29 protein-coding genes are annotated in these 20,347 nt (G+C 61.4%); 11 read left to right on the top strand and 18 right to left on the bottom strand.

What is annotated here, in order from left to right:
• Position 1: 1 nt before the first annotated feature.
• From ACJ8HH_RS10575 to flgA, 5 genes are all read right to left on the bottom strand, one after another.
• A complete protein-coding gene (locus ACJ8HH_RS10575; RefSeq protein ID WP_033632742.1) occupies positions 2 to 304 on the bottom strand; it encodes a helix-turn-helix domain-containing protein in 303 nt (100 codons plus the stop codon).
• Positions 301 to 672, bottom strand: a complete 372-nt coding sequence (locus ACJ8HH_RS10570) for a type II toxin-antitoxin system RelE/ParE family toxin (RefSeq protein ID WP_033647787.1) — start codon at positions 670 to 672, stop codon at positions 301 to 303. The genes ACJ8HH_RS10575 and ACJ8HH_RS10570 overlap by 4 nt, the downstream gene beginning before the upstream one ends.
• Positions 673 to 902: 230 nt before the next feature.
• Entirely contained in the window at positions 903 to 1,337 is a 435-nt protein-coding gene (locus tag ACJ8HH_RS10565) for a flagella synthesis protein FlgN (protein WP_039565498.1), read from the bottom strand.
• A gap of 40 nt (positions 1,338 to 1,377) precedes the next feature.
• A complete protein-coding gene (gene flgM, locus ACJ8HH_RS10560; protein ID WP_033647786.1) occupies positions 1,378 to 1,689 on the bottom strand; it encodes a flagellar biosynthesis anti-sigma factor FlgM in 312 nt (103 codons plus the stop codon).
• Between the two features lie 129 nt (positions 1,690 to 1,818).
• Positions 1,819 to 2,472: a flagellar basal body P-ring formation chaperone FlgA gene (gene flgA / locus ACJ8HH_RS10555; RefSeq protein WP_033647785.1), complete on the bottom strand. Its 654-nt coding sequence runs from the start codon at positions 2,470 to 2,472 to the stop codon at positions 1,819 to 1,821.
• A gap of 160 nt (positions 2,473 to 2,632) precedes the next feature.
• On the opposite strand from flgA, the gene flgB reads away from it, so the two are divergent.
• From flgB to flgJ, 9 genes are all read left to right on the top strand, one after another.
• Positions 2,633 to 3,046: a flagellar basal body rod protein FlgB gene (gene flgB / locus ACJ8HH_RS10550; protein WP_033634995.1), complete on the top strand. Its 414-nt coding sequence runs from the start codon at positions 2,633 to 2,635 to the stop codon at positions 3,044 to 3,046.
• A 5-nt stretch (positions 3,047 to 3,051) separates the two neighbouring features.
• Complete coding sequence (gene flgC / locus ACJ8HH_RS10545; protein ID WP_004934826.1) at positions 3,052 to 3,456, top strand: flagellar basal body rod protein FlgC; 405 nt, start codon at positions 3,052 to 3,054, stop codon at positions 3,454 to 3,456.
• Positions 3,457 to 3,468: 12 nt separating this feature from the next.
• On the top strand, positions 3,469 to 4,146 hold the full coding sequence (gene flgD / locus ACJ8HH_RS10540) for a flagellar hook assembly protein FlgD (RefSeq protein ID WP_033634994.1): 678 nt from the start codon (positions 3,469 to 3,471) through the stop codon (positions 4,144 to 4,146).
• Positions 4,147 to 4,200: 54 nt separating this feature from the next.
• A complete protein-coding gene (gene flgE / locus ACJ8HH_RS10535) occupies positions 4,201 to 5,424 on the top strand; it encodes a flagellar hook protein FlgE (protein WP_033634993.1) in 1,224 nt (407 codons plus the stop codon).
• A 12-nt stretch (positions 5,425 to 5,436) separates the two neighbouring features.
• Positions 5,437 to 6,192: a flagellar basal body rod protein FlgF gene (locus ACJ8HH_RS10530; RefSeq protein ID WP_033647783.1), complete on the top strand. Its 756-nt coding sequence runs from the start codon at positions 5,437 to 5,439 to the stop codon at positions 6,190 to 6,192.
• An 18-nt stretch (positions 6,193 to 6,210) separates the two neighbouring features.
• Entirely contained in the window at positions 6,211 to 6,993 is a 783-nt protein-coding gene (gene flgG / locus ACJ8HH_RS10525; protein ID WP_004934819.1) for a flagellar basal-body rod protein FlgG, read from the top strand.
• A gap of 83 nt (positions 6,994 to 7,076) precedes the next feature.
• Positions 7,077 to 7,778 carry a flagellar basal body L-ring protein FlgH gene (gene flgH / locus ACJ8HH_RS10520; RefSeq protein ID WP_004934817.1) on the top strand — a complete coding sequence of 234 codons (702 nt, stop codon included), beginning with the start codon at positions 7,077 to 7,079 and terminating at the stop codon, positions 7,776 to 7,778.
• Between the two features lie 10 nt (positions 7,779 to 7,788).
• Complete coding sequence (locus tag ACJ8HH_RS10515) at positions 7,789 to 8,889, top strand: flagellar basal body P-ring protein FlgI (RefSeq protein WP_004934816.1); 1,101 nt, start codon at positions 7,789 to 7,791, stop codon at positions 8,887 to 8,889.
• Positions 8,889 to 9,833, top strand: coding sequence for a flagellar assembly peptidoglycan hydrolase FlgJ (gene flgJ / locus ACJ8HH_RS10510; protein ID WP_060436440.1), 945 nt, complete (start codon positions 8,889 to 8,891; stop codon positions 9,831 to 9,833). The genes ACJ8HH_RS10515 and flgJ overlap by 1 nt, the downstream gene beginning before the upstream one ends.
• Here flgJ and ACJ8HH_RS10505 read toward each other — a convergent pair.
• Complete coding sequence (locus ACJ8HH_RS10505) at positions 9,830 to 10,048, bottom strand: hypothetical protein (protein ID WP_039565507.1); 219 nt, start codon at positions 10,046 to 10,048, stop codon at positions 9,830 to 9,832. The genes flgJ and ACJ8HH_RS10505 overlap by 4 nt on opposite strands.
• Between ACJ8HH_RS10505 and flgK the strand changes: the two genes are divergently transcribed.
• Positions 10,041 to 11,690 carry a flagellar hook-associated protein FlgK gene (gene flgK / locus ACJ8HH_RS10500; protein WP_033634988.1) on the top strand — a complete coding sequence of 550 codons (1,650 nt, stop codon included), beginning with the start codon at positions 10,041 to 10,043 and terminating at the stop codon, positions 11,688 to 11,690. The two genes, ACJ8HH_RS10505 and flgK, sit on opposite strands and share 8 nt — an antisense overlap.
• Positions 11,691 to 11,748: 58 nt before the next feature.
• Complete coding sequence (gene flgL / locus ACJ8HH_RS10495) at positions 11,749 to 12,708, top strand: flagellar hook-associated protein FlgL (protein WP_033634987.1); 960 nt, start codon at positions 11,749 to 11,751, stop codon at positions 12,706 to 12,708.
• Positions 12,709 to 12,894: 186 nt separating this feature from the next.
• Here flgL and ACJ8HH_RS10490 read toward each other — a convergent pair whose 3' ends face one another.
• The 12 genes from ACJ8HH_RS10490 to fliJ form a co-directional block, all read right to left on the bottom strand.
• A complete protein-coding gene (locus ACJ8HH_RS10490) occupies positions 12,895 to 13,221 on the bottom strand; it encodes a hypothetical protein (protein ID WP_033647779.1) in 327 nt (108 codons plus the stop codon).
• Between the two features lie 14 nt (positions 13,222 to 13,235).
• Entirely contained in the window at positions 13,236 to 13,502 is a 267-nt protein-coding gene (locus tag ACJ8HH_RS10485; RefSeq protein ID WP_033647778.1) for a hypothetical protein, read from the bottom strand.
• A gap of 358 nt (positions 13,503 to 13,860) precedes the next feature.
• Positions 13,861 to 13,995, bottom strand: coding sequence for a stationary-phase-induced ribosome-associated protein (gene sra, locus ACJ8HH_RS10480; RefSeq protein ID WP_086556932.1), 135 nt, complete (start codon positions 13,993 to 13,995; stop codon positions 13,861 to 13,863).
• Between the two features lie 363 nt (positions 13,996 to 14,358).
• The gene (gene fliR, locus ACJ8HH_RS10475; protein WP_033647774.1) at positions 14,359 to 15,141 is read right to left on the bottom strand and encodes a flagellar biosynthetic protein FliR; all 783 of its coding nucleotides are present in this window, start codon (positions 15,139 to 15,141) and stop codon (positions 14,359 to 14,361) included.
• Positions 15,142 to 15,143: 2 nt separating this feature from the next.
• Positions 15,144 to 15,413, bottom strand: coding sequence for a flagellar biosynthesis protein FliQ (gene fliQ, locus ACJ8HH_RS10470; protein WP_004934803.1), 270 nt, complete (start codon positions 15,411 to 15,413; stop codon positions 15,144 to 15,146).
• 21 nt (positions 15,414 to 15,434) lie between these two features.
• Positions 15,435 to 16,196 carry a flagellar type III secretion system pore protein FliP gene (gene fliP, locus ACJ8HH_RS10465; protein ID WP_033647772.1) on the bottom strand — a complete coding sequence of 254 codons (762 nt, stop codon included), beginning with the start codon at positions 16,194 to 16,196 and terminating at the stop codon, positions 15,435 to 15,437.
• Entirely contained in the window at positions 16,193 to 16,597 is a 405-nt protein-coding gene (gene fliO / locus ACJ8HH_RS10460; protein WP_033647771.1) for a flagellar biosynthetic protein FliO, read from the bottom strand. The genes fliP and fliO overlap by 4 nt, the downstream gene beginning before the upstream one ends.
• Entirely contained in the window at positions 16,597 to 17,013 is a 417-nt protein-coding gene (gene fliN / locus ACJ8HH_RS10455) for a flagellar motor switch protein FliN (RefSeq protein WP_004934799.1), read from the bottom strand. The genes fliO and fliN overlap by 1 nt, the downstream gene beginning before the upstream one ends.
• Positions 17,006 to 18,010, bottom strand: a complete 1,005-nt coding sequence (gene fliM / locus ACJ8HH_RS10450; protein ID WP_033634981.1) for a flagellar motor switch protein FliM — start codon at positions 18,008 to 18,010, stop codon at positions 17,006 to 17,008. The genes fliN and fliM overlap by 8 nt, the downstream gene beginning before the upstream one ends.
• 5 nt (positions 18,011 to 18,015) lie before the next feature.
• A complete protein-coding gene (fliL, locus tag ACJ8HH_RS10445; protein WP_033634980.1) occupies positions 18,016 to 18,501 on the bottom strand; it encodes a flagellar basal body-associated protein FliL in 486 nt (161 codons plus the stop codon).
• A gap of 165 nt (positions 18,502 to 18,666) precedes the next feature.
• Positions 18,667 to 19,899: a flagellar hook-length control protein FliK gene (locus ACJ8HH_RS10440; RefSeq protein ID WP_197766231.1), complete on the bottom strand. Its 1,233-nt coding sequence runs from the start codon at positions 19,897 to 19,899 to the stop codon at positions 18,667 to 18,669.
• On the bottom strand, positions 19,896 to 20,342 hold the full coding sequence (gene fliJ / locus ACJ8HH_RS10435; RefSeq protein WP_033647768.1) for a flagellar export protein FliJ: 447 nt from the start codon (positions 20,340 to 20,342) through the stop codon (positions 19,896 to 19,898). The genes ACJ8HH_RS10440 and fliJ overlap by 4 nt, the downstream gene beginning before the upstream one ends.
• Between the last annotated feature and the right edge of the window lie 5 nt (positions 20,343 to 20,347).

Genomic DNA, 20,347 nt, shown 5'->3' with positions numbered 1-20,347 from the left:
ATCAGGCCAGAATTTGCAGGCCGTTGCGTTCCACCAGCGTCAACAGCTTCATCGCGGCGGAGTTCGGTTGCGCTTCGCCGCGCTCCCATTTCTGCACCGCCTTTTTGCTGACGTTGAGATACAGCGCAAACACCGGCTGACTGACGTTTTCGCGTTCGCGCAATGCGCGGATCTCGGCCGGCCCGAACTGTTTTACCGGCCGCAGGCACAGCATGTCGAAGGTGCGCATGGTCACGTCGTCGACGAAACCGGCGCGGTGCAGGCCCTGAACTTCCTGGTGGATCGATTTCAGCATCTTGCTCATAGTTGTAACCTTATTAATTCCCCGCAGTTGACCAGCTGATACAGTCTGAATGGTGAATAATCCAGATACAGCGCCGCCAAATGCCGCCAGGAAATTAACTCATCCTGATTGATGTTGTCTCTTTCGTTTTTGGCAAAGCCATACATGAAAAAGATCCTGCCTTCATCTGCCGTTGCGATTAAGACCCGATACCCGCGCCGTTTTCCACTCCCCATCCGGGCGATGCGTTTTTTGTAAACGCAACCACCGAGATTGGCGTCGTACAACTGATTTTGCATCTCTCGCGCCGCTTTCACTATCGTGGCGTCACTGATGCGTTCGTCGCCGGCAAATGTCTGGAAGGCTTTTGTGAGATAAATGTCGGTCATTCACTCTCCGTGTGAAAATATACCCTTGATGGGTACAGATCAAGATGTTTAACGACCGAGCTAAGATGACGAAATAGGGAGTGATGGGGAACAGGAAAATATCCGTTCTGCGCAGCCTGGCGCATAGCGTTAAGGGAATTCAGAAAGCGGTAAGAAGAAATTGCGAGAGGCTGCGCATAACCGGGGAAACCCGCGCCCGGCGGTGCGTTCACCGGGCGAAATGAGTCAGGTCAGACGCCGATTTTTCTGCCGAGCAGGCTGCCGGCGTGCGACTGGCCGTCCGGGCCATACAGCGATTTATTGTTCTTGCTCAGGATCGCCAGCGCCTGAGCGTTATGGTCGATCTGCTGATTGAGCAGCAGGCCATTGTGCTGATTCTTTTCGCGCAGCGTTTGGCTCAGCAGTTGAACGCGTTGCCAGCGATCGGCCAGGGGCGCATGGCTGGCGTAGGGCGCGCGTTGCCCGCAGGCTTTTTCCTGCCCCAGGCGCTGTTGCTCGAGGTAGGCGACCGTCGCCAGCAGCTGGCTTTTGGCATCGGTTACGCGCTGCAGCGCCACGCCGGGCAACTGGCCGGAACACAGCAAGTCGTGCTCTTCCTCCAGCACGCCATTGAGCGCCTGCAGCGTTTCCAACAGTTTATCCAGCAGTTGTGCCAGTTTTTCCATAGTGATGACTTATCCTTTACCGCTACTCGCCGCCGCGCCGTCAGTCGCGCCCGGCGATCCATTGAATGTCGCTCTGCGCGTCTTGCAGCAGCGCGTCGGCGATTTTGCCGGCGTCCATCTTCAGTTCGCCGCTGCGGATCGCCTGCTTGATGGCCTCGACCCGGCCCATATCGATATCCTGGGTGCCCGGCTGCATCAGGCGCGCCTGCGCCTCGCTCAGCTTGACCTGCGTGCCGCTGACGGCCGTTTCGGCCACGGCGGTCTTACGCGGTTGGAGCGGGTTGTCGGCCGGGGTTTCACGCGGTTGCACAGTGGAAACCGGCTGTAACCGCTGGGTGCGATCGATACTCATGGTCCATCTCCGTTTACGCCGTGACCGCTCTCGGGCGACGACGCTGCAATGAAAGTGTTGCGGCCCTGCTGGCCGATAAAATGCTGCTTGATTTGTCTTATCGGCAAGGTTTGCGGAACCTTTACTTTTTTATAACGTAATGCGGATCGCGCCGTCGTCTCCGACCACGCCGCTGACGATCTGCCCGGACGCCATGCGCACCCGCACGCTGTCTTCGGCGGCGGCGTTGTTCATCGCCTTGCCCGCACCGCTGATGTTGAATCCTTCGCCCTGCGCGTTGACCTGTACCGATTGCCCCGCCTTGATAATCCAGGCCCGGCGCAGCATGGCGAGGGTCAGCGGTTGGCCGGGGCTGATGTTGCGCAGGCTGACGGCGCCCAACGCTTTGCCCGCTTCGGTCAGCGCGCGCGGCGGCAGGGTATCGAGCCGGCCTTCTTTCAACGTCAGATCCGCCGCGGTCAACCGGCTGCCGGCGCTGATGCCGCGCGCCGAAACCAGATAGCGGCCGAACACCTGCACCTGCGTCTGGATAAAACGCCGCTCCTGGCCACAGCGCGCCGAAATGCTGACGTTGCCGCCGATCCGCGCGTTGGGCGGCAGCGACAGCTGCGGCAGTTCGCAGGCGGGCCATTGGGCCGGCGGCGTGCGCACCCGCACTTTCACCTGCACCGGTTCGCCGCTGAACTTGCCTTGGATGAAGCTTTCGATTTGCGTCGCCAGATCGTCGGCGCGCGCGTTCAGACTGCACAGCAGGCCGATAAGCAGCAGCATTTTACCTTTCATCGTCATCTTCTCAAGCCTCATCGGGATACGCGTAAGTGTACCCGCAGCGCGCGCAGGCTAAGCAGATAAATAGCGCCCCATTTTGCGTTTATTCCCGCGATAGGGTGGCGCAGCGGGCGTTTATGCTGTCGACTCCAAATTCTAACCTCGCGGAGGGAGCATGCTCGACAAACTGGACGCGGCTCTGCGCTTTGGCCAAGAGGCGCTGAACTTGCGCGCCCAGCGGCAGGAAATTCTGGCCGCCAACATCGCCAACGCAGACACGCCGGGTTATCAGGCGCGGGATATCGATTTCGCCAGCCAATTGAACAAAGTGCTGGAACAAGGGCGCGTCAACGGTAACGGCATGTCGCTGAACCTGACGGCGGCGCGCCACATCCCGGCGCAAACCCTGCAGCCGCCGCAGCTCGATCTGTTGTACCGGGTGCCGGACCAGCCATCGATGGACGGCAACACGGTGGACATGGATCGCGAACGCACCAACTTTGCCGATAACAGCCTGAAATATCAGACCGACCTGACGCTGCTCAACGGGCAGATCAAAGGGATGATGTCCGTGCTGCAACAAGGATAAGGCGCATGTCTTTACTGAACATTTTTGATATCTCCGGCTCGGCGCTATCGGCGCAATCCCAGCGCATGAACGTCAGCGCCAGCAACATGGCCAACGCCGACAGCGTGACCGGCCCGGACGGCGAGCCTTACCGCGCCAAGCAGGTGGTGTTCCAGGTCGCGGCGGCGCCCGGGCAGCCGACCGGCGGCGTGCGCGTCGCCCAGGTGGTGGACGATCCGGCGCCCGAACGTCTGGTGTATCAGCCGGGCAACCCGCTGGCGGACGCCAAGGGCTACGTGCGCATGCCGAACGTCGACGTGGTGGGGGAAATGGTCAACACCATCTCCGCTTCCCGCAGCTACCAGGCCAACGTCGAGGTGCTCAACACCACCAAGTCGATGATGATGAAAACCCTGACGCTGGGTCAGTAACCGGAGGTTCCCATGGCTATCGCCGCAACCACCAACGAGTCGTTGGACAACACCGTCATCGGTAACAACAGCAAAAATACCAACAGCCAGGATCTGCACAACAGCTTCCTGACGCTGCTGGTGGCGCAGTTGAAAAACCAGGATCCGACCAATCCGATGCAGAACAACGAACTGACTTCGCAGCTGGCGCAGATCAACACCGTTCAGGGCATCGAAAAGCTCAACACCACGCTGGGGTCGATCTCCGGCCAGATCAACAGCAATCAGTCGCTGCAGGCGACTGCGCTGATCGGTCACGGCGTAATGGTGCCGGGCAACAACATTCTGGTCGGCAGCAAGGACGGCAAGGTCAGCACCACGCCGTTCGGCGTGGAACTGGAGCGCGCCGCCGATCAGGTGACCGCCACCATCACCAACGCCAGCGGGCAGGTGGTGCGCACCATCGAAATCGGCGGCCTGACCGCCGGCGTACACGCCTTCACCTGGGACGGTTCGCTGGATGACGGCACCACCGCGCCTGACGGCGCCTACAAAGTGGCGGTTAACGCCAAAGGCAACGGCGAGCAGCTGGTGGCGCGCAGCCTGCACTTCGGGCTGGTCAACGGCGTGATCCGCGACGGCAACGGCGCCAAATTGGATCTCGGCCTGGCGGGCAACGCCACCCTGGAAGACGTGCGACAGATCTTATAACCCTAAGCATCAGGCTCAATCGGACGATAGCCTGACCACTATTCGGAGAATAACATGGCCTTTTCTCAGGCAGTCAGCGGCTTGAACGCGGCAGCAACCAATCTGGACGTGATCGGTAACAACATCGCCAACTCCGCGACCGCGGGCTTCAAATCCGGCAGCGTCTCCTTCGCCGACATGTTCGCCGGTTCGCAGGTTGGGCTGGGCGTCAAGGTGTCCGGCATCACCCAGAACTTCAAGGGCGGCACCACCACCGGCACCAGCCGTGCGCTGGATATCGCCATCAACGGCAACGGCTTCTTCCGCATGCAGGATAAAGACGGCGGTATCTTCTATACCCGCAACGGCCAGTTCAAGCTGGACGAGAACCGTAACCTGACCAACATGCAGGGCCTGCAGCTGACCGGTTATCCGGCGGCCGGTTCCCCGCCGACCATCCAGCAGGGCGCCAACCCGGTGCCGCTGAGCATTCCTGAAGGCATGATGAACGCCAAGGCGTCCACTTCCGGCGAGATGGTGACCAACCTGAAGTCCACCCATAAGGTGCCGGAGAACAAGACCTTCGATCCGACCAAACAGGACAGCTACAACTACGTCAACACCATCACCGCTTACGACTCGCTGGGCAACGCGCACAACATCAACGCCTACTTCGTCAAGACCGACGACAACAAGTGGCAGGTCTATACCCAGGATGGCAGCGCCGCGCCAGTGAACGCCGGCACCATGGAGTTCAGCACCAGCGGCAACCTGGTGAAAACCACCAGCACCAACGGCGCGCCGGGCGAGTTCAGCATGGTGATCCCGATGACTGCCAAAGACGGCGCACCGGCGCAAAACTTCACCCTGAGCTTCGCCGGCAGCATGCAGCAGAACGTGGGCAGCGACTCGGTGAGCAAAGTGGCGCAAGACGGCTATGCCGCCGGTGAATACACCAACTTCCAAATCAACAACGACGGCACCGTCGTGGGCATCTACTCCAACCAGCAGACCCAGGTGCTGGGCCAGATCGTCATGGCCAACTTCTCCAACCCGGAAGGGCTGGCGTCGCAGGGCGATAACGTTTGGCAGGAAACCGGCGCGTCCGGTCAGCCGCGCGTCGGTCTGTCGGGCGGTGGCGGCTTCGGTAAGCTGACCAGCGGCGCGCTGGAATCTTCCAACGTCGATCTGAGCCAGGAGCTGGTGAACATGATCGTCGCGCAGCGTAACTACCAGTCCAACGCCCAGACCATCAAGACGCAGGACTCCATCCTGCAGACGCTGGTTAGCCTGCGCTAATAGGGCCGAGTCATGGATCACGCGATTTATACCGCGATGGGCGCGGCGCGCCAAACGCTGGAGCAGCAGTCCATCACCGCCAACAACCTGGCCAACGCGTCGACGCCGGGCTTTCGCGCCCAGCTCGCCGCATTGCGCGCGGTGCCGGTCGACGGGCCGAGCCTGGCGACGCGCACCTTGGTGACCGCGTCGACGCCGGGCGCCGACATGAGCCAGGGGGCGCTGAACTACACCGCGCGCCCGCTGGACGTGGCGCTGCAGCAGGACGGTTTCCTGGCGGTGAGCCTGCCGGGCGGCGGTGAAGCCTATACCCGCAACGGCAACATTCAGATCTCCTCCACCGGGCAGTTGACGGTGCAGGGGCTGCCGGTGATGGGCGACGGCGGCCCGATCGAGGTGCCGCCGTCGGCGGAGATCACCATCGCGGCCGACGGCACCATTTCGGCGCTGAACGCCGGCGATCCGCCGAACACCATCGCGCAGATCGGCCGCCTGAAGCTGGTGAAGGCTGATGCGCGCGAAGTGATGCGCGGTGACGACGGGCTGTTCCGCCTGACGCCGGAAACCCAACAGCAGCGCGGCAATCAGTTGCAAAACGATCCGCAGGTGCGGGTGATGCCGGGCGTGCTGGAGGGCAGCAACGTCAAGCCGATGGAGACCATGGTCGACATGATCGCCAACGCCCGCCGTTTTGAAATGCAAATGAAGGTCATCCACAGCGTGGATGAAAACGAACAGCGTGCCAACTCACTGCTCTCATTGAGTTAAGCAGCAAGGAAATAACCGATGATTCCATCCTTATGGATTGCCAAAACCGGTCTGGACGCGCAGCAGACCAACATGGACGTGATCGCCAACAACCTGGCGAACGTCAGCACCAACGGCTTCAAACGCCAGCGTGCGGTATTTGAAGATCTGCTGTACCAGACCATGCGTCAGCCGGGGGCGCAGTCCTCCGAGCAGACCACGCTGCCTTCCGGCCTGCAGATCGGCACCGGCGTGCGTCCGGTGGCGACCGAGCGTCTGCACAGCCAGGGCAACCTGTCGCAGACCAACAACAGTAAAGACGTCGCCATCAAGGGGCAGGGTTTCTTCCAGGTGATGCTGCCGGACGGCACCCAGGCCTATACCCGCGACGGGTCGTTCCAGATCGATCAGAACGGCCAACTGGTGACCTCCAGCGGTTTCCAGGTGCAGCCGGCGATCACCATTCCGGCTAACGCGCTGTCCATCACCGTCGGCCGCGACGGCATCGTCAGCGTCACCCAGCAGGGGCAAACCGCCGCCCAGCAGGTGGGCCAACTGACGCTGACCACGTTCGTCAACGACAGCGGTCTGGAGAGCGTGGGCGAGAACCTGTACCAGGAAACCGAAAGCTCGGGTGCGCCGAACGAGAGCACCCCGGGGCTGAACGGCGCCGGTTTGCTGTATCAGGGTTACGTGGAAACCTCCAACGTCAACGTGGCGGAAGAGCTGGTCAACATGATCCAGACTCAGCGCGCGTACGAGATCAACAGCAAAGCGGTATCGACCTCCGATCAGATGCTGCAAAAGCTGACGCAACTGTAATCTGTCATTGACGGGCCCGGCTTGCCGCGCCCGTCATTCTCTTTCGTGAAACAAAGGCGATACCCGTGGTAACCACATATTCGATGGCAATCCTGCCGCGGCAGGGACAACGCTGGCTGGCGGGCATGGTGATGCTGACGCTGAGCGGCTGCGCCTATATCCCGCACAAACCGCTGGTGGACGGCGCGACCACGGCGCAACCGGCGCCGGCCAGCGCGCCGATGCCGAACGGCTCGATCTTCCAGACGGTGCAGCCGATGAACTACGGCTACCAGCCGCTGTTCGAAGACCGCCGTCCGCGCAACGTCGGCGATACCCTGACCATCGTGCTGCAGGAAAACGTCAGCGCCAGCAAAAGCTCCTCCGCCAACGCCAGCCGCAACGGCGCCAGCAAGTTCGGCGTCGCCACCTCGCCGCGTTACCTCGACGGCCTGTTGGGCAATGCGCGCGCCGATATGGACATTTCCGGCGACAGCACCTTCGGCGGCAAGGGCGGTGCCAACGCCAACAACACCTTCAACGGCACCATTACGGTGACGGTCAACCAGGTGCTGGCCAACGGCAACCTGCACGTGGTGGGGGAAAAGCAGATCGCCATCAACCAGGGCACCGAATTCATCCGCTTCTCCGGCGTCGTCAATCCGCGCACCATCAGCGGCAACAACTCGGTGACCTCGACGCAGGTGGCGGACGCGCGTATCGAATACGTCGGCAATGGCTATATCAACGAAGCGCAGACCATGGGCTGGCTGCAGCGCTTCTTCTTAAATGTTTCACCGTTCTAAGGATTGACTGATGCTGAAAAAATGGTTTATCGCGCTGTGCGTCGGGCTGGTGTGCTTGCCGGCGGCGGCGGAGCGCATCCGCGATCTGGTGACGGTGCAGGGCGTGCGAGACAACGCCCTGATCGGCTACGGCCTGGTGGTGGGGCTGGACGGCTCCGGCGACCAAACCATGCAGACGCCGTTCACCACCCAAAGCCTGAGCAACATGCTGTCGCAGCTGGGCATCACCGTGCCGCCGGGCACCAACATGCAGCTGAAAAACGTGGCGGCGGTGATGGTGACCGCCAAACTGCCGCCGTTCTCGCGCGCCGGGCAGAACATCGACGTAGTGGTTTCTTCGATGGGCAACGCCAAGAGCCTGCGTGGCGGCACCCTGCTGATGACGCCGCTCAAAGGCGTGGATAACCAGGTTTATGCGCTGGCGCAGGGCAACGTGCTGGTCGGTGGCGCGGGCGCGGCGGCCGGCGGCAGCAGCGTGCAGGTCAACCAGCTGGCGGGCGGGCGCATCAGCAACGGCGCCACCATCGAGCGTGAGCTGCCGACCACCTTCGGCAGCGGCGGCGTTCTCAACCTGCAGCTGAACGACGAAGATTTCACGCTGGCGCAGCAGATCAGCGACGCCATCAACCGCCAACGCGGCGGCGGCACCGCGACGCCGCTCGACGCCCGCACGATCCAGGTGCTGGTGCCGCAGGGCAACAGCTCTCAGGTGCGCTTCCTGGCGGAGATTCAAAACATTACCGTCAACGTCGGCGCGATGGACGCCAAAGTGATCATCAACTCGCGCACCGGTTCGGTGGTGATGAACCGCGATGTGATCCTCGACTCTTGCGCCGTCGCCCAGGGCAACCTGTCGGTGGTGGTCGATCGGCAGAACACCGTCAGCCAACCGACGACGCCGTTCGGCGGCGGCCAGACGGTGGTGACGCCAAACACCCAGATCTCGGTGCAACAACAGGGCGGATCGCTGCAGAAGGTGAACGCCAGCGCCAACCTGAACAACGTGATCCGCGCGCTGAACGCGCTGGGTGCCACGCCGATCGACCTGATGTCGATCCTGCAGGCGATGCAGAGCGCCGGCTGCCTGCGCGCCAAGCTGGAAATCATCTGATGGCCGGCGATCTGATGGCGATGTCGGGCGCGGCCTATGACGCCCAGGCGCTGAACGGCCTCAAGCGCGACGCGGCGGCCGACCCGCAGGGCAACCTCAAGCAGGTGGCCCAGCAGGTGGAGGGCATGTTCGTGCAGATGATGCTGAAAAGCATGCGTTCCGCCTTGCCGCAGGACGGGGTATTGAGCAGCGATCAAACGCGGCTCTATACCTCGATGTACGACCAGCAAATCGCCCAGCAGATGTCGCAAAAAGGGCTGGGGCTGGCGGACATGATGGTCAAGCAGATGAGCAATGCCAACGCGGTGCCGAGTGAAACGACGGGCCTGTCGCCGATGGCGTTGGACAACGAGGTGCTGCAAACGCTGCCGAACCAGGCGCTGGAGCAGATGGTGCGCCGCGCGATGCCGAAAGCTCCGCCGGCCGCCGCGCCGCTGTCGCTCAACAACGGCAACTTCGTCGCTCGTCTGTCGATACCAGCGAAGGTGGCCAGCCAGCAGAGCGGCATTCCGCATCAGCTGATCGTCGCGCAGGCGGCGCTGGAGTCCGGCTGGGGGCAGCGCGAGATCCCGACCTCAGACGGCACGCCGAGCTACAACCTGTTCGGCATCAAGGCCGGCGGCAGCTGGAACGGGCCGGTGACGGAGATCACCACCACCGAGTTCGAACAGGGCGCGGCGAAGAAGGTGAAGGCGAAGTTTCGGGTTTACGGTTCGTATGTCGAAGCGATCGCTGATTACGTCAAACTGCTGACCAACAACCCGCGCTACGCCGACGTGGCCGCCGCGCGCAGCCCGGAGCAGGCGGCGCATGCGTTGCAGCGCGCCGGATACGCCACCGATCCGCAGTACGCCAGCAAACTGGTCAGCGTGATCCAGCAGATGAAGAGCGCGGGGGAACAGGCGGTCAAAGCCTATACCCACGATCTGAACGAGTTGTTCTAAATCCCCGTCATGCTTGTCGCCTTGCTGCGGCGCCAATTATTGAGGGGATAGGCGGTAATGAAGGCTGGCTGGAGGCTGACCGCATTGCCGCTTTTTTTCCTCAAGTTCTTCTCATTTTTGCCGATAACCGAGACAGGCTGAGCGAACAGGCTCAGCAGCTCAATTTGAACCCTGTGGGCCACCGGCGCCGCAGCATAAGGAATTCCGATGTCCAATAGCTTAATCAATACCGCGATGAGCGGGCTGAATGCGGCTCAGGTGGCGCTCAGTACCGTCAGCAACAACATCTCCAACTACAACGTGGCGGGCTATAACCGCCAGACCGCGATCCTGGCGCAGAACGGCGGCATGGCCACCATGAGCGGCTTTATCGGCAACGGCGTCACCGTCACCAGCGTCAACCGCGAGTACAACCAGTTCATCACCAACCAGCTGCGCGGCGCACAGAGTTCGTTCGGGGCGCAAAACGCCTATTACGAGAAGATTTCGCAGATCGACAACCTGTTGGCGAGCAAAACCAACCCGCTGTCGACCAACATGCAGGATTTCTTCACCAACCTGCAGAACCTGGTGAGCAACGCCGGTGACGACGCCGCGCGCCAGACGGTGCTGGGCAAGGCCAACGGCCTGGTGAACCAGTTCAACAACACCGACAAATTCCTGCGCGACATGGACAGCGGCGTCAATCAGCAGATCAGCGATACGGCGCAGCAGATCAACAGCTACAGCCAACAGATTGCCAAGCTTAACGACGAGATCACCCGTTTGCGCGGCAGCGCCGGCGGCGAGCCGAATGCGTTGCTGGATCAGCGCGATCAGCTGGTTACCGAGTTGAACCAGCTGGTGGGCGTACAGGTCACGCAGCAGGACGGCGACGCCTATACCGTCTCCTTCGCCAACGGTTTGACCCTGGTGCAGGGCAGCAACACCTATCAGGTGGAAGCCGTGCCTTCCAGCAGCGATCCTTCCCGTCTGACCATCGGTTATAACCGCGGCAACGGCGCCAGCGAAGTGCCGGAAGGCCAGATCACCAGCGGCACGCTGAGCGGCGTGCTGAAATTCCGCAGCGAGACGCTGGACGGCGTGCGCAATCAGCTGGGCCAGTTGGCGTTGGCGATGGCGGACAGCTTCAACCAGCAGCATCGCGCCGGTTTCGACCTGAACGGCGATGCAGGCGGCGACTTCTTCAGCTTCAGCGGCGGCCGGGTGGTGGATAACACCCGCAACACCGGCGATGCGTCGCTGTCGGTCGCTTACACCGACACCGGCAAGGTGAAGGCCAACGATTATCGCGTCGAGTTCGACGGCAGCAACTGGCAGGTCAGTCGCCTGCCGGACAATGTGAAAGTCAACGCCACGCCGGGCACCAGCGCCGACGGCAAACCGACGCTGAACTTCGACGGGCTGGAAGTGAGCATCGACGGCAATGCGCAGGCCAAAGACAGCTTCACCGTGAAGCCGGTCAGCGACGTGGCGGGCAATCTGAAAGTGGCCATCACCGATTCATCCAAGATCGCCGCCGCCGGTAAAGACGACAGCGGCCGCGGCGATAACGAAAACGCCAAGAAGCTGCTGGATCTGCAAACCAAAAACCTGGTGGACGGCAAGGCGACCCTGAGCGGCGCTTACGCCGGCATCGTCAGCGGCGTCGGCAACCAGACCGCTGCCGCCAAGGCCATCGCCACGTCGCAGGCCAAGATCGTGACGCAGCTGGGCGCGCAACAGCAGTCGATGTCTGGCGTTAACCTCGACGAAGAGTACGGTGAGCTGCTGCGTTTCCAGCAGTACTACATGGCCAACGCGCAGGTGATCCAGACCGCCAGCTCGCTGTTCGATGCGCTGCTGAATATTCGTTGATTTTATTGTTAATCGGCGCCGATTACGGCGCCGACGCTCAGAGTAAGGAACCCACAGCATGCGCATGAGCACCAGCATGATGTACCAACAGAACATGAACGGCATCACGGGCAACCAGTCGCTGTTCATGAAGGCCGCCGAGCAGCTTTCCTCGGGCAAGCGGGTGATCAACCCGTCCGACGATCCGCTGGCGGCGTCGCGCGCGGTGATGTTGTCGCAGTCGCAGGCGGAAAACAGCCAATACACGCTGGCGCGCACTTTCGCTCGCCAAAGCGTGTCGATGGAAGAAACGGTCTTGGCCGGCGCAACGTCCACCATCGCGGACATGAAGGCGCTGATCGTCAGCGCCGGCGGCACCGAAAGCGATAACGACCGTCAGTCGCTGGCCACCCAGCTGCAGGGGCTGAAAGATCAGCTGCTGAACCAGGCCAACAGCACCGACGGCAACGGCCGCTATATGTTCGGCGGATACGTGAACGACAAGGCGCCGTTCGTCGATAACGGCGGCACCGTCAGCTATCAGGGCGGCGACAAGACGGTTCAGCAGAAAGTGGACGCCAACCGCACCATGACCATCGGCCATACCGGCAACGCGGTGTTCATGTCGTTGACCAGCAATCCCAAGCCTGAGCCGGACGGCAGCACGCCGGTCAGCAACGTGTTCGAGAGCATTGATATCGCGCTGAACGCGCTGAAAACCCCGCTGCAGGGCGCCGATGAGGCCACCAGGCAGCAGGTGAACGATGCGCTGGCGAAAGCCAACCGCGGCCTGGACAACTCTTACAACAACGTGCTGAGCGTGCGCGCCGAGCTGGGCAGCCAGCTGCAGGAGATGGATCAGCTGGACAGCATCGGCAAAGAGCGCGACATGACCAACCAGGTCCAGATGAGCGCGTTGACGGATGCCGATCTGGCCGAGTCTATTTCGTCTTACTTTATGCAGCAGGCGGCGCTGCAGGCGTCGTATAAAACCTTCAGCGATATGCAGGGCATGTCGCTGTTCCAGATGAATCGTTAAGAGCAATACCCCGTTGCCTGACCGCGACGGGTTTCCCTTTAGTGCGCTTAGAAAATACCCTCTCCGCCCCGCGGGGAGGGAGGCTTCTTGAAACCGGGCGCACTCGTTTGGCGCGTCGCTTGTTCTCCCACTACTGACTGAGCGACGCGCCTTTTTTTGTCTGCGTGTTCCCATTCACCTTAAGCGTCAGCGGAAAGGCACGCCGCGATCGTTGCCGGACCCTTTAGTGCATTGACTGCCTATGTTGACAAAGGCTGAGGCCGCCGCAGTGCCAATCGCACTGCCGTTACGGCTGGCCAGTGCGCCAGCCATGGCAATGGCACCGGTAACCACAGCGCCGGTACAAGGATCCTGAAATAGCCCATAGTCTTTCGCCGCCCAATTAGGCTGGAAGCCGTTCGCCTGCGCGCCGTAGGAGCTTCGGCTATAGTCGCGATCTCGGTCGCCGCCGTTATTGCCGTCGCCGGCGCCGCTCATCCGTTGCATTTCTTCTCTGGTCAGTTCTCTCAACATAGGTCGATCTCCTGTTAACGCGACTTCGCGTTATTTTTAGGGTTGTTGTTTTTGATTTGAGGCTTGCGGCTTGCATTGAGCAGCCACCGTATGGGTTTGCAGATATACTCGGCCAGTTTTAATGACCCGAACAAAGTAAACAGGATGATGACAAACCTATCGACGCCAGGCGGCAGAACAAACAAACCCCATGAAAAGCCCAACGTGTTTAAAATGGTGCTCATGATCAAGAGGGCAATGCCGGAGATAAATAAATCACTCAGCTGAAATTGTATCTTCATATTTACGCCGATTATATTTTGGTGAGATTTGCAGCGTGCTGTCTGCAAGGTCGTTCTCAATATAACGCTGGGGGAATAAGGGGCAAAATCGATTTTTCTTGTCAGCGGATAAATAAGAGGTGTGAGTAAATCAAATTATTAATGCATTATCTCTAAATTTAGCGTGGCAGCGAGGGCGACGTGCTGCATTATTTCATTCCTGACAATGAAATGCACAGGATGTCGACATGGCTTGCCGACGGGTGATCAATGCCGGTTACGGCAGGAGCCGGGTTGCCGTCCCGGTGCAGCGTCGAATGGCGCAGCAGAGGCCGGATACGGGCGCAACCCGGAGTGTTTTGCTAAAAACCGTACGGTATTATTTCTTTTTCTTCACCACTTTCCATTTCCCGCCGTCGGCCGTCTCGGTAAAAGAAACTCTAAACTTGTTGCTTTTCCAGTGGGTCAAACCGAATAACCGGCGTGCCTTGCGGTTGCTTTTCGCTTTAATCATGATCTCGCTCCTGTGGTTAGCAAAGGTCGATGCTGCGCCCTGCAGCCGACAGGCGCCGGACGCATTTATTCAGGGTGTCAGTTATCTGCCGCGCATTTAACAATGCGTGACGGGGTTGTTTTTATTTTTTTTACTCGAGATAAACGTATTTTATCGCCGCGGAAAATCAAGGTGATGCAAGGCGATATTTTTTTTGTTGCCGGGCCTATTCTAGGCCGGGGTTTTATTTATTCAAGCCGCCGGAGACATTTGAACCTTAATCCGGATAAAAGACGTTTCTCAGGCTTTTGTTCCAGGAAAGCGTTTTTATTGCCATTTTGTCTCAGAGGGAAGCGGGAGGGAAAGAAGGGGCGGCTTAGGGGCTCAGAAAGTCATGCCGCCGATCACCGCCGCCAGCCGATCGAAGATTTCACCGAACAGATGTTCGCAGAACGGCGCCAGCATCGGCATCATCATGCCCAGTGTCATGATGCCGAAGGTCATGGTGACCGGGAAACCGATCACGAAGACCGACAGCTGCGGCGTCATGCGGTTGAGCAAGCCGAGCGCCATGTTGAGCGTCAACAGCAGGCAGATCAGCGGCAGCGCCAGCATCATGCCGTTGATGAAGATCAGCGAGCCGACCTGGGTCAGCACCAGGAAGCCGTTGCCGTTCAGCGGCTGCGTTTGGACAGGCAGGGTGTGGAAGCTGTCCGCCAGCAGCGAAATCAGCCACAGATGGCCGTCGAAGCTGAGGAACAGCAGCATCGCCAGCAGGTTGAGCAGGCGCGCCAGCACCGGCATGTTCGGGCCGCCGCTGGGATCGAAGAAGGTGGCGAACGACAGGCCCATCTGCATGCCGATCACTTCGCCCGCCAGGCGCACCGCCGCGAAGGCGAACTGCATGGTCAATCCCAGCGCCACGCCGATCAGAATCTGTTGAATCGCCAGCCACAGGCCGGCGGCGGAGAAGATCGGGATATTGCTGGCGGGCAGCGTCGGCGCGATCAGGATGACGATCAGCCCGCCAAGGCCGATTTTGACCTTTTTGCTGATTTGCTTTTCGCTGAATACCGGCGCGGTGCTTATCAGCGCCAGAATGCGCAGCAGCGGCCAAAAATAGTGGCTGAGCCAGACGGTGAGCTGGGCGCTGTCGAAGGTGAGCACGGTTAGCCGATCAGGGTGGGCAGGTTGCTGAACAGGGTGCGCATGTAGTCCAGCAGCAGGTTCAACATCCAGGGGCCGGCGATGATGATGGTGGCCACCACCGCCAGAATTTTGGGGATGAACGACAGCGTCATTTCGTTGATCTGGGTGGCGGCCTGCAGCAGGCTGACCACCAGGCCGCTGATCAGCGCCGCCAGCAGCAGCGGGGCGGCCAGCGCCAGCGCCACTTTCATCGCTTCGGTGCCGAGCGCCATAACCGATTCAGGTGTCATCTCGCGTTCTCCGGTCGGGGGTTACGAATAGAAACTCTGCGCCAGCGAGCCGAGCAGCAGCTGCCAGCCATCGACCAGCACGAACAGCATCAGCTTGAACGGTAGCGAGATGGTGGCCGGCGGCACCATCATCATCCCCAGCGCCATCAGCACGCTGGCGACCACCAGGTCGATAATCAGAAACGGAATGAACACCGTAAAGCCGATCTGGAAGGCGGTTTTCAGTTCGCTGGTGACGTAGGCGGGCAGCAGGATGCGCATCGGCACCGCCTCCGGGCCGGCCAGCGGTGGCTGATTGGCCAGCTTGGCGTACAGCGCCAGATCGGTTTCGCGCGTTTGGCGCAGCATGAATTCGCGCAGCGGCTGCGCGCCTTTATCCAGCGCGACCTCCAACCCGATCTTGTCCTGGCTGAACGGCAGGTAGGCATCCTGATAGACCTTGTCGAACACCGGCGACATGATGAAGAAGGTGAGGAACAATGCCAGCCCCAACATCACCTGGTTCGGCGGCGCCGACGGGGTGCCCAGCGCGTTGCGCAGCAGCCCGAGCACGATGATGATGCGGGTGAAGCTGGTCATCATCAGCAGCATGGCGGGCAGGAAGGTCAGCGAGGTCAACAGCACCAGCGTCTGCACCGGCAGCGACCAGCTTTGGCCGCCGTTGGCCAGCGGCTGGCTGATCAGCCCCGGCAGTTGCGCCAAAGCCGCCGGGCTGATGAACAGCAGGGCGGCAGGGAGCCAAACCGCCGGACGGCGGACGAGGGTATGAAGAGTCGAGGTCATGCCGATTTTTCCGGGCGTTTCAGAACTTTTTGCATCAGTTGGCGGAAGTCCGCCGGCGTCGCCGCGTCGGCCGCGCCTTCGTCTTTCGGCGGGGCGGGCAGGGTGTGCAGCGGGGTGATCTGCTGGGCGGTGACGCCCAATACCAGCAAAGTATCGTCGACTTCCACCACCACCACGCGCTCGCGCTGCCCGACCTGGCAACTGGCGCGCAGGTTGAGCAGCTTGTTGTTGCGCGCCTGCGGGGCGAAGCCCAGCCGGCGGAACAGCCAACCGGCCAGCAGGATCAGCAGCAGAATGCCGCCGAGCGCGCTGCTGACCTGCATCAACACCGAACCGGCCGGCAAGGCCGGCGCGGCGGGTGGTTGGCTGCTTTGGACGGTAACGGGCGCCGCGACGGTCATCAGCGGCTCAGTCGACGCATGCGTTCGGACGGGGTGATGATGTCGGTGATGCGCACGCCGAACTTGTCGGCCACCACCACCACTTCACCTTGTGCGATCAGGTAACCGTTGATCAGGATGTCCAGCGGCTCGCCGGCCAGGCCGTCCAGCGCTACCACCGAGCCTTGCGACAGGCGCAGCAGCTCTTTGATGGTCATCTTGGTGCGCCCCAGTTCCACGGTCAGCTTGACCGGAATATCCAGAATCAGGTCGATATCCTGCAGGCTGCCGAGCGCATCCTGAGCTTCCAGCGACTTGAACACCCCTTCGGTGCTCGCGCCGGATTTCTCTGAGGACTGCTGCTCGTTAAACGCATCAGCCCACAGATCGTCTACGGATTCCTTTCCTTCGCCAGACGGTTGCTTAGGATCACTCATTGGGCTGTTCCTCACTCAGAGCATTCAAAATAGGGTTAATCAAATGTTCAACACGCAGGGCATATTGCCCGTTCAACGTGCCGTATTGGCTGGTCAGCACCGGTACGCCGTCCACATGGGCAATCAGGCGTTCCGGCTTGTCTATCGGTAATACATCGCCCGGCTGCAGCTTCAGGACTTTCGACAGCCGCATCGGGATATCGACGAAGTTGGCGATAAGCTCCAGTTCGGAGTGTTGCACCTGCTTCACCAGGGTTTCGCGCCAATGGCTGTCTTCCTGCCGCGAGTTTTCCAGCGGCGGGTTGGTCAACAGCTCGCGCAGTGGCTCAATCATGGCGAACGGAATGCAGATGTTGAACTCTCCGGTCAGCGCGCCGATCTCCACCTGGAACGGCGTGGTGACCACGATATCGTTCGGCGAAGTGGTGATGTTGGTGAACTTCACCTGCATTTCGGCGCGCACGTACTCCACGTCGATCTTGTAGATGGCGCTCCAGGCATCGCCGTAGGCGTCCAGCGCCAGGCGCAGCATGCGCTTGATCACCCGCTGTTCGGTCGGGGTGAACTCGCGGCCTTCGACCTTGGTCGGGAAGCGGCCGTCGCCGCCGAACAGGTTATCGACGGCGATGAACACCAGGCTCGGCGCGAACACGAACAGGGCGGTGCCGCGCAGCGGGTTCAGATGCACCAGGTTCAGGTTGGTCGGCACCGGCAGGTTGCGGGCGAACTCGTGATACGGCTGGATTTTGATCGGGCCGACGGTAATGTCCGGGCTGCGGCGCAGCAGGTTGAACAACCCCATGCGGAACTGCCGGGCAAAACGTTCGTTGATGATTTCCAGCGCGTGCAGACGCTCGCGCACCACGCGGCGCTGGGTGGTCGGATCGTAAGGCTTGACCTCGCTCTCTTTGCCGACTATCGCTTCGGGTTCATCACCCGCGCTGTCGCCGTTGAGCAAGGCGTCGATCTCTGCCTGTGAAAGAATGCTGTCGCCCATAGTGATTACCGCAGTATGAAGGCGGTGAACAGCACATCGCTGACCACCTGCTTCGGTTGTCCCTTAACCAGCGGCGGGCTGAGCACGTCCTTAATCTGCGCCACCAACCGTTGCTTCCCTTGTTCATTGGCCAGCTGGCTCGCTTCCTGGCGGGAGAGCAGCATCAGCAGACGGCTGCGCACTTCCGGCAGAAAATCGTTCAGCTGACGGCGGGTACTTTCGTCCGGCAGACGCAGTGTGAGGCCGATGTACAGCACGCGATCCGGGTTGTTGTCCGGCGTCACCAGGTTGACGGTAAAGGTGTCGAGCGGCATGAACACCGGCGCGGCCGGCGGTTGCTGTTTGGCGGCGGCCGGTTCGGCGCCGTTTTTATGCTGTTGCAGCAGCCACCAGCTGTAGCCCGCGGCGCCACAGGCGACGACGCTGATCAACACCAGCAGGATGACCAGAAGGGAGCGTTTCGGTGCTGCGGGAAGGGTGTTCTGAGACATAGCCAAATCTAATTCCTGTTGTTCCACCCGCGGCCGGCGAGGCGGCGGGCATAGCGCGCGGCAAAGCCGCACGCATGACATGTAAAGGTATTATCGCGTCTATTGCGGTGTGCAATAGCCTGAATAGACGCGCAAATGGGTGCCAGCTTGGGCGTTTGCGGCGGCTCAGGCGAAAATATCGACGCCGTTGACCGCACTGGCCATGCGCTGCAGCGCCACCGGTGCGCTGACGCCCTCGGCGGCCGCAGCGTCACCGCCATGATGTTCCGCATAGCTGGCACGCCCCTGGCCGTTGGAAGCCTGCTGTTGCGCCTGCTGCTGCCATTGCGGCGTGGACTCGCCGCCCACGCTGCTTTGCCCCAGGTTGATACCGCTCTCCGCCAGCGCGTGCCGCAGCTGCGGCATCGCCGCTTCCACCGCCGCACGCACCTGGCCGTGAGCGGAGGCGATATGCAGTTGCGCCTGCTGATCGTCCAGCTTCAGCGTGATCTGCAGGGCGCCCAGTTCCTGCGGGTGCAGGCGCAGCTCGGCGCTCTGCTGGCCGTTGCGGTGGAACATCAGCACCTGTTGGCTCAACGCCTGCTGCCACTCCGGGCTGCCCAGCTGCGCGTTGAGCTGCGGCGCAGGCGGTGCGGTCACCAGTGCGCTGGCAGGAGCGGCCGTTTGCGTTGGGCTGGCGGCGGCCAGGGCGACGGCGTGGTTGAGCGTCGGCGGCTGCTGTGCATCGCTCGCCGGCAGCGGCTGTGCGGTACTTGCGCGTTCGCCGTTGGCTGGTTGCGGGAGCGCCGCCTTGGCATTATCGCCGTCGGTAGCCGATGTTTTCGCCCCCGTCAGCGACGGAGCGGGGGATGCCGATGAACGCGCGGCGGTTTTATCACCGGCCGCTGCGATGTTCAGCAGGCCATTGCCGGGCTGCAGCGCAGTCGCCTCATCAGCGCTATCCACCGGCAGCGAGCGTTGGCCGTCGGCTGGCTGAGTCTGGGCGACGATCGCGGCCGGCAGCATGGCGTACAGCGCCTGCAGCGTTGCGGCATCCAGCTCTTTGGCGGCGGCGATAGGCGGCTGCGCCGGTTTGTCGCCGGCGGCGGGCGCTTCGCCCTCGGCGCCCTCAGGTGAAAGCGCGTCGGCTGAGGCCGTCTGGCCCGGCAGCAGGCCGCCGCGCTCGCCGAAGGTGGCCAGCAGTTGATTGAGCTGGTTGCGGCTCAGGGCCGGGGCGCGTTCTTCGTCCGCGCTCAGCGCGACCGGCGGCTGTTTGCCGTCGGCGGCGGGTGCGAAACGGGCGCCGAGCAGCTGGGCGAAAGCGGACGACAGCTGGCTCTCATCCAGCGCCGACGTCAGTTCGGCCAGGCCGCCGGCGTCGCCGGGTAAGACCAGACCGGGCAGGGCGTTCAGATTCATGGGTTGATATTCCTTTGTGCACTGCGTTGAGCGAACTCATCCATCAGTTTTTGATCCCGTTTGTTCTCCTGCTGCTGCTCCGCCGTCAGAGCGCGGGTATGCAGGGTCTCGAAAGCGTTCAGCCGCTGTTGTTTGTCTTGCCATTGCTTCACCGCATGATCCACTTTCTGCCCCCACTGCAGCAGCTGCTGGCGGTGTTGGTCGATGGCCTGTTCCAGCGTGCCGATAAACTGCTGGTAGTTTTGCCAGCGTGAGCTGTCCATGCCGTCGCAGAGCGTATGATTCAGCTTCTGGCGGTATTCGTCCTGATAGTTGAGCAGCATCGACAGCTGCTGCTCTGCCGCCTGCTGCGCCTGCCGTACCTGGCCCAGCTGTTGCGCGGCCTGTTCCACCGCATCCTGCGCCAGATCTCGCAGGGTAATCAGGGGGGATTGTGATTTCATCGCTG

This window comes from Serratia sp. CY32780 (assembly GCF_052169135.1).
Taxonomy (GTDB): Bacteria; Pseudomonadota; Gammaproteobacteria; order Enterobacterales; family Enterobacteriaceae; genus Serratia; species Serratia sarumanii.
Note: the sequence above shows the minus strand (reverse complement) of the source record. Positions and strands in the feature narration are given on the sequence as shown.

What these genes read in the sequence shown, in the direction of transcription:
- ACJ8HH_RS10575 (WP_033632742.1), bottom strand. Translation starts at nt 304, where the DNA reads ATGAGCAAGATGCTGAAATCGATCCACCAGGAAGTTCAGGGCCTGCAC.
- ACJ8HH_RS10570 (WP_033647787.1), bottom strand. Translation starts at nt 672, where the DNA reads ATGACCGACATTTATCTCACAAAAGCCTTCCAGACATTTGCCGGCGAC.
- ACJ8HH_RS10565 (WP_039565498.1), bottom strand. Translation starts at nt 1,337, where the DNA reads ATGGAAAAACTGGCACAACTGCTGGATAAACTGTTGGAAACGCTGCAG.
- flgM (WP_033647786.1), bottom strand. Translation starts at nt 1,689, where the DNA reads ATGAGTATCGATCGCACCCAGCGGTTACAGCCGGTTTCCACTGTGCAA.
- flgA (WP_033647785.1), bottom strand. Translation starts at nt 2,472, where the DNA reads ATGAAAGGTAAAATGCTGCTGCTTATCGGCCTGCTGTGCAGTCTGAAC.
- flgB (WP_033634995.1), top strand. Translation starts at nt 2,633, where the DNA reads ATGCTCGACAAACTGGACGCGGCTCTGCGCTTTGGCCAAGAGGCGCTG.
- flgC (WP_004934826.1), top strand. Translation starts at nt 3,052, where the DNA reads ATGTCTTTACTGAACATTTTTGATATCTCCGGCTCGGCGCTATCGGCG.
- flgD (WP_033634994.1), top strand. Translation starts at nt 3,469, where the DNA reads ATGGCTATCGCCGCAACCACCAACGAGTCGTTGGACAACACCGTCATC.
- flgE (WP_033634993.1), top strand. Translation starts at nt 4,201, where the DNA reads ATGGCCTTTTCTCAGGCAGTCAGCGGCTTGAACGCGGCAGCAACCAAT.
- ACJ8HH_RS10530 (WP_033647783.1), top strand. Translation starts at nt 5,437, where the DNA reads ATGGATCACGCGATTTATACCGCGATGGGCGCGGCGCGCCAAACGCTG.
- flgG (WP_004934819.1), top strand. Translation starts at nt 6,211, where the DNA reads ATGATTCCATCCTTATGGATTGCCAAAACCGGTCTGGACGCGCAGCAG.
- flgH (WP_004934817.1), top strand. Translation starts at nt 7,077, where the DNA reads ATGGCAATCCTGCCGCGGCAGGGACAACGCTGGCTGGCGGGCATGGTG.
- ACJ8HH_RS10515 (WP_004934816.1), top strand. Translation starts at nt 7,789, where the DNA reads ATGCTGAAAAAATGGTTTATCGCGCTGTGCGTCGGGCTGGTGTGCTTG.
- flgJ (WP_060436440.1), top strand. Translation starts at nt 8,889, where the DNA reads ATGGCCGGCGATCTGATGGCGATGTCGGGCGCGGCCTATGACGCCCAG.
- flgK (WP_033634988.1), top strand. Translation starts at nt 10,041, where the DNA reads ATGTCCAATAGCTTAATCAATACCGCGATGAGCGGGCTGAATGCGGCT.
- flgL (WP_033634987.1), top strand. Translation starts at nt 11,749, where the DNA reads ATGCGCATGAGCACCAGCATGATGTACCAACAGAACATGAACGGCATC.
- ACJ8HH_RS10490 (WP_033647779.1), bottom strand. Translation starts at nt 13,221, where the DNA reads ATGTTGAGAGAACTGACCAGAGAAGAAATGCAACGGATGAGCGGCGCC.
- ACJ8HH_RS10485 (WP_033647778.1), bottom strand. Translation starts at nt 13,502, where the DNA reads ATGAAGATACAATTTCAGCTGAGTGATTTATTTATCTCCGGCATTGCC.
- sra (WP_086556932.1), bottom strand. Translation starts at nt 13,995, where the DNA reads ATGATTAAAGCGAAAAGCAACCGCAAGGCACGCCGGTTATTCGGTTTG.
- fliQ (WP_004934803.1), bottom strand. Translation starts at nt 15,413, where the DNA reads ATGACACCTGAATCGGTTATGGCGCTCGGCACCGAAGCGATGAAAGTG.
- fliP (WP_033647772.1), bottom strand. Translation starts at nt 16,196, where the DNA reads ATGACCTCGACTCTTCATACCCTCGTCCGCCGTCCGGCGGTTTGGCTC.
- fliO (WP_033647771.1), bottom strand. Translation starts at nt 16,597, where the DNA reads ATGACCGTCGCGGCGCCCGTTACCGTCCAAAGCAGCCAACCACCCGCC.
- fliN (WP_004934799.1), bottom strand. Translation starts at nt 17,013, where the DNA reads ATGAGTGATCCTAAGCAACCGTCTGGCGAAGGAAAGGAATCCGTAGAC.
- fliM (WP_033634981.1), bottom strand. Translation starts at nt 18,010, where the DNA reads ATGGGCGACAGCATTCTTTCACAGGCAGAGATCGACGCCTTGCTCAAC.
- fliL (WP_033634980.1), bottom strand. Translation starts at nt 18,501, where the DNA reads ATGTCTCAGAACACCCTTCCCGCAGCACCGAAACGCTCCCTTCTGGTC.
- ACJ8HH_RS10440 (WP_197766231.1), bottom strand. Translation starts at nt 19,899, where the DNA reads ATGAATCTGAACGCCCTGCCCGGTCTGGTCTTACCCGGCGACGCCGGC.
- fliJ (WP_033647768.1), bottom strand. Translation starts at nt 20,342, where the DNA reads ATGAAATCACAATCCCCCCTGATTACCCTGCGAGATCTGGCGCAGGAT.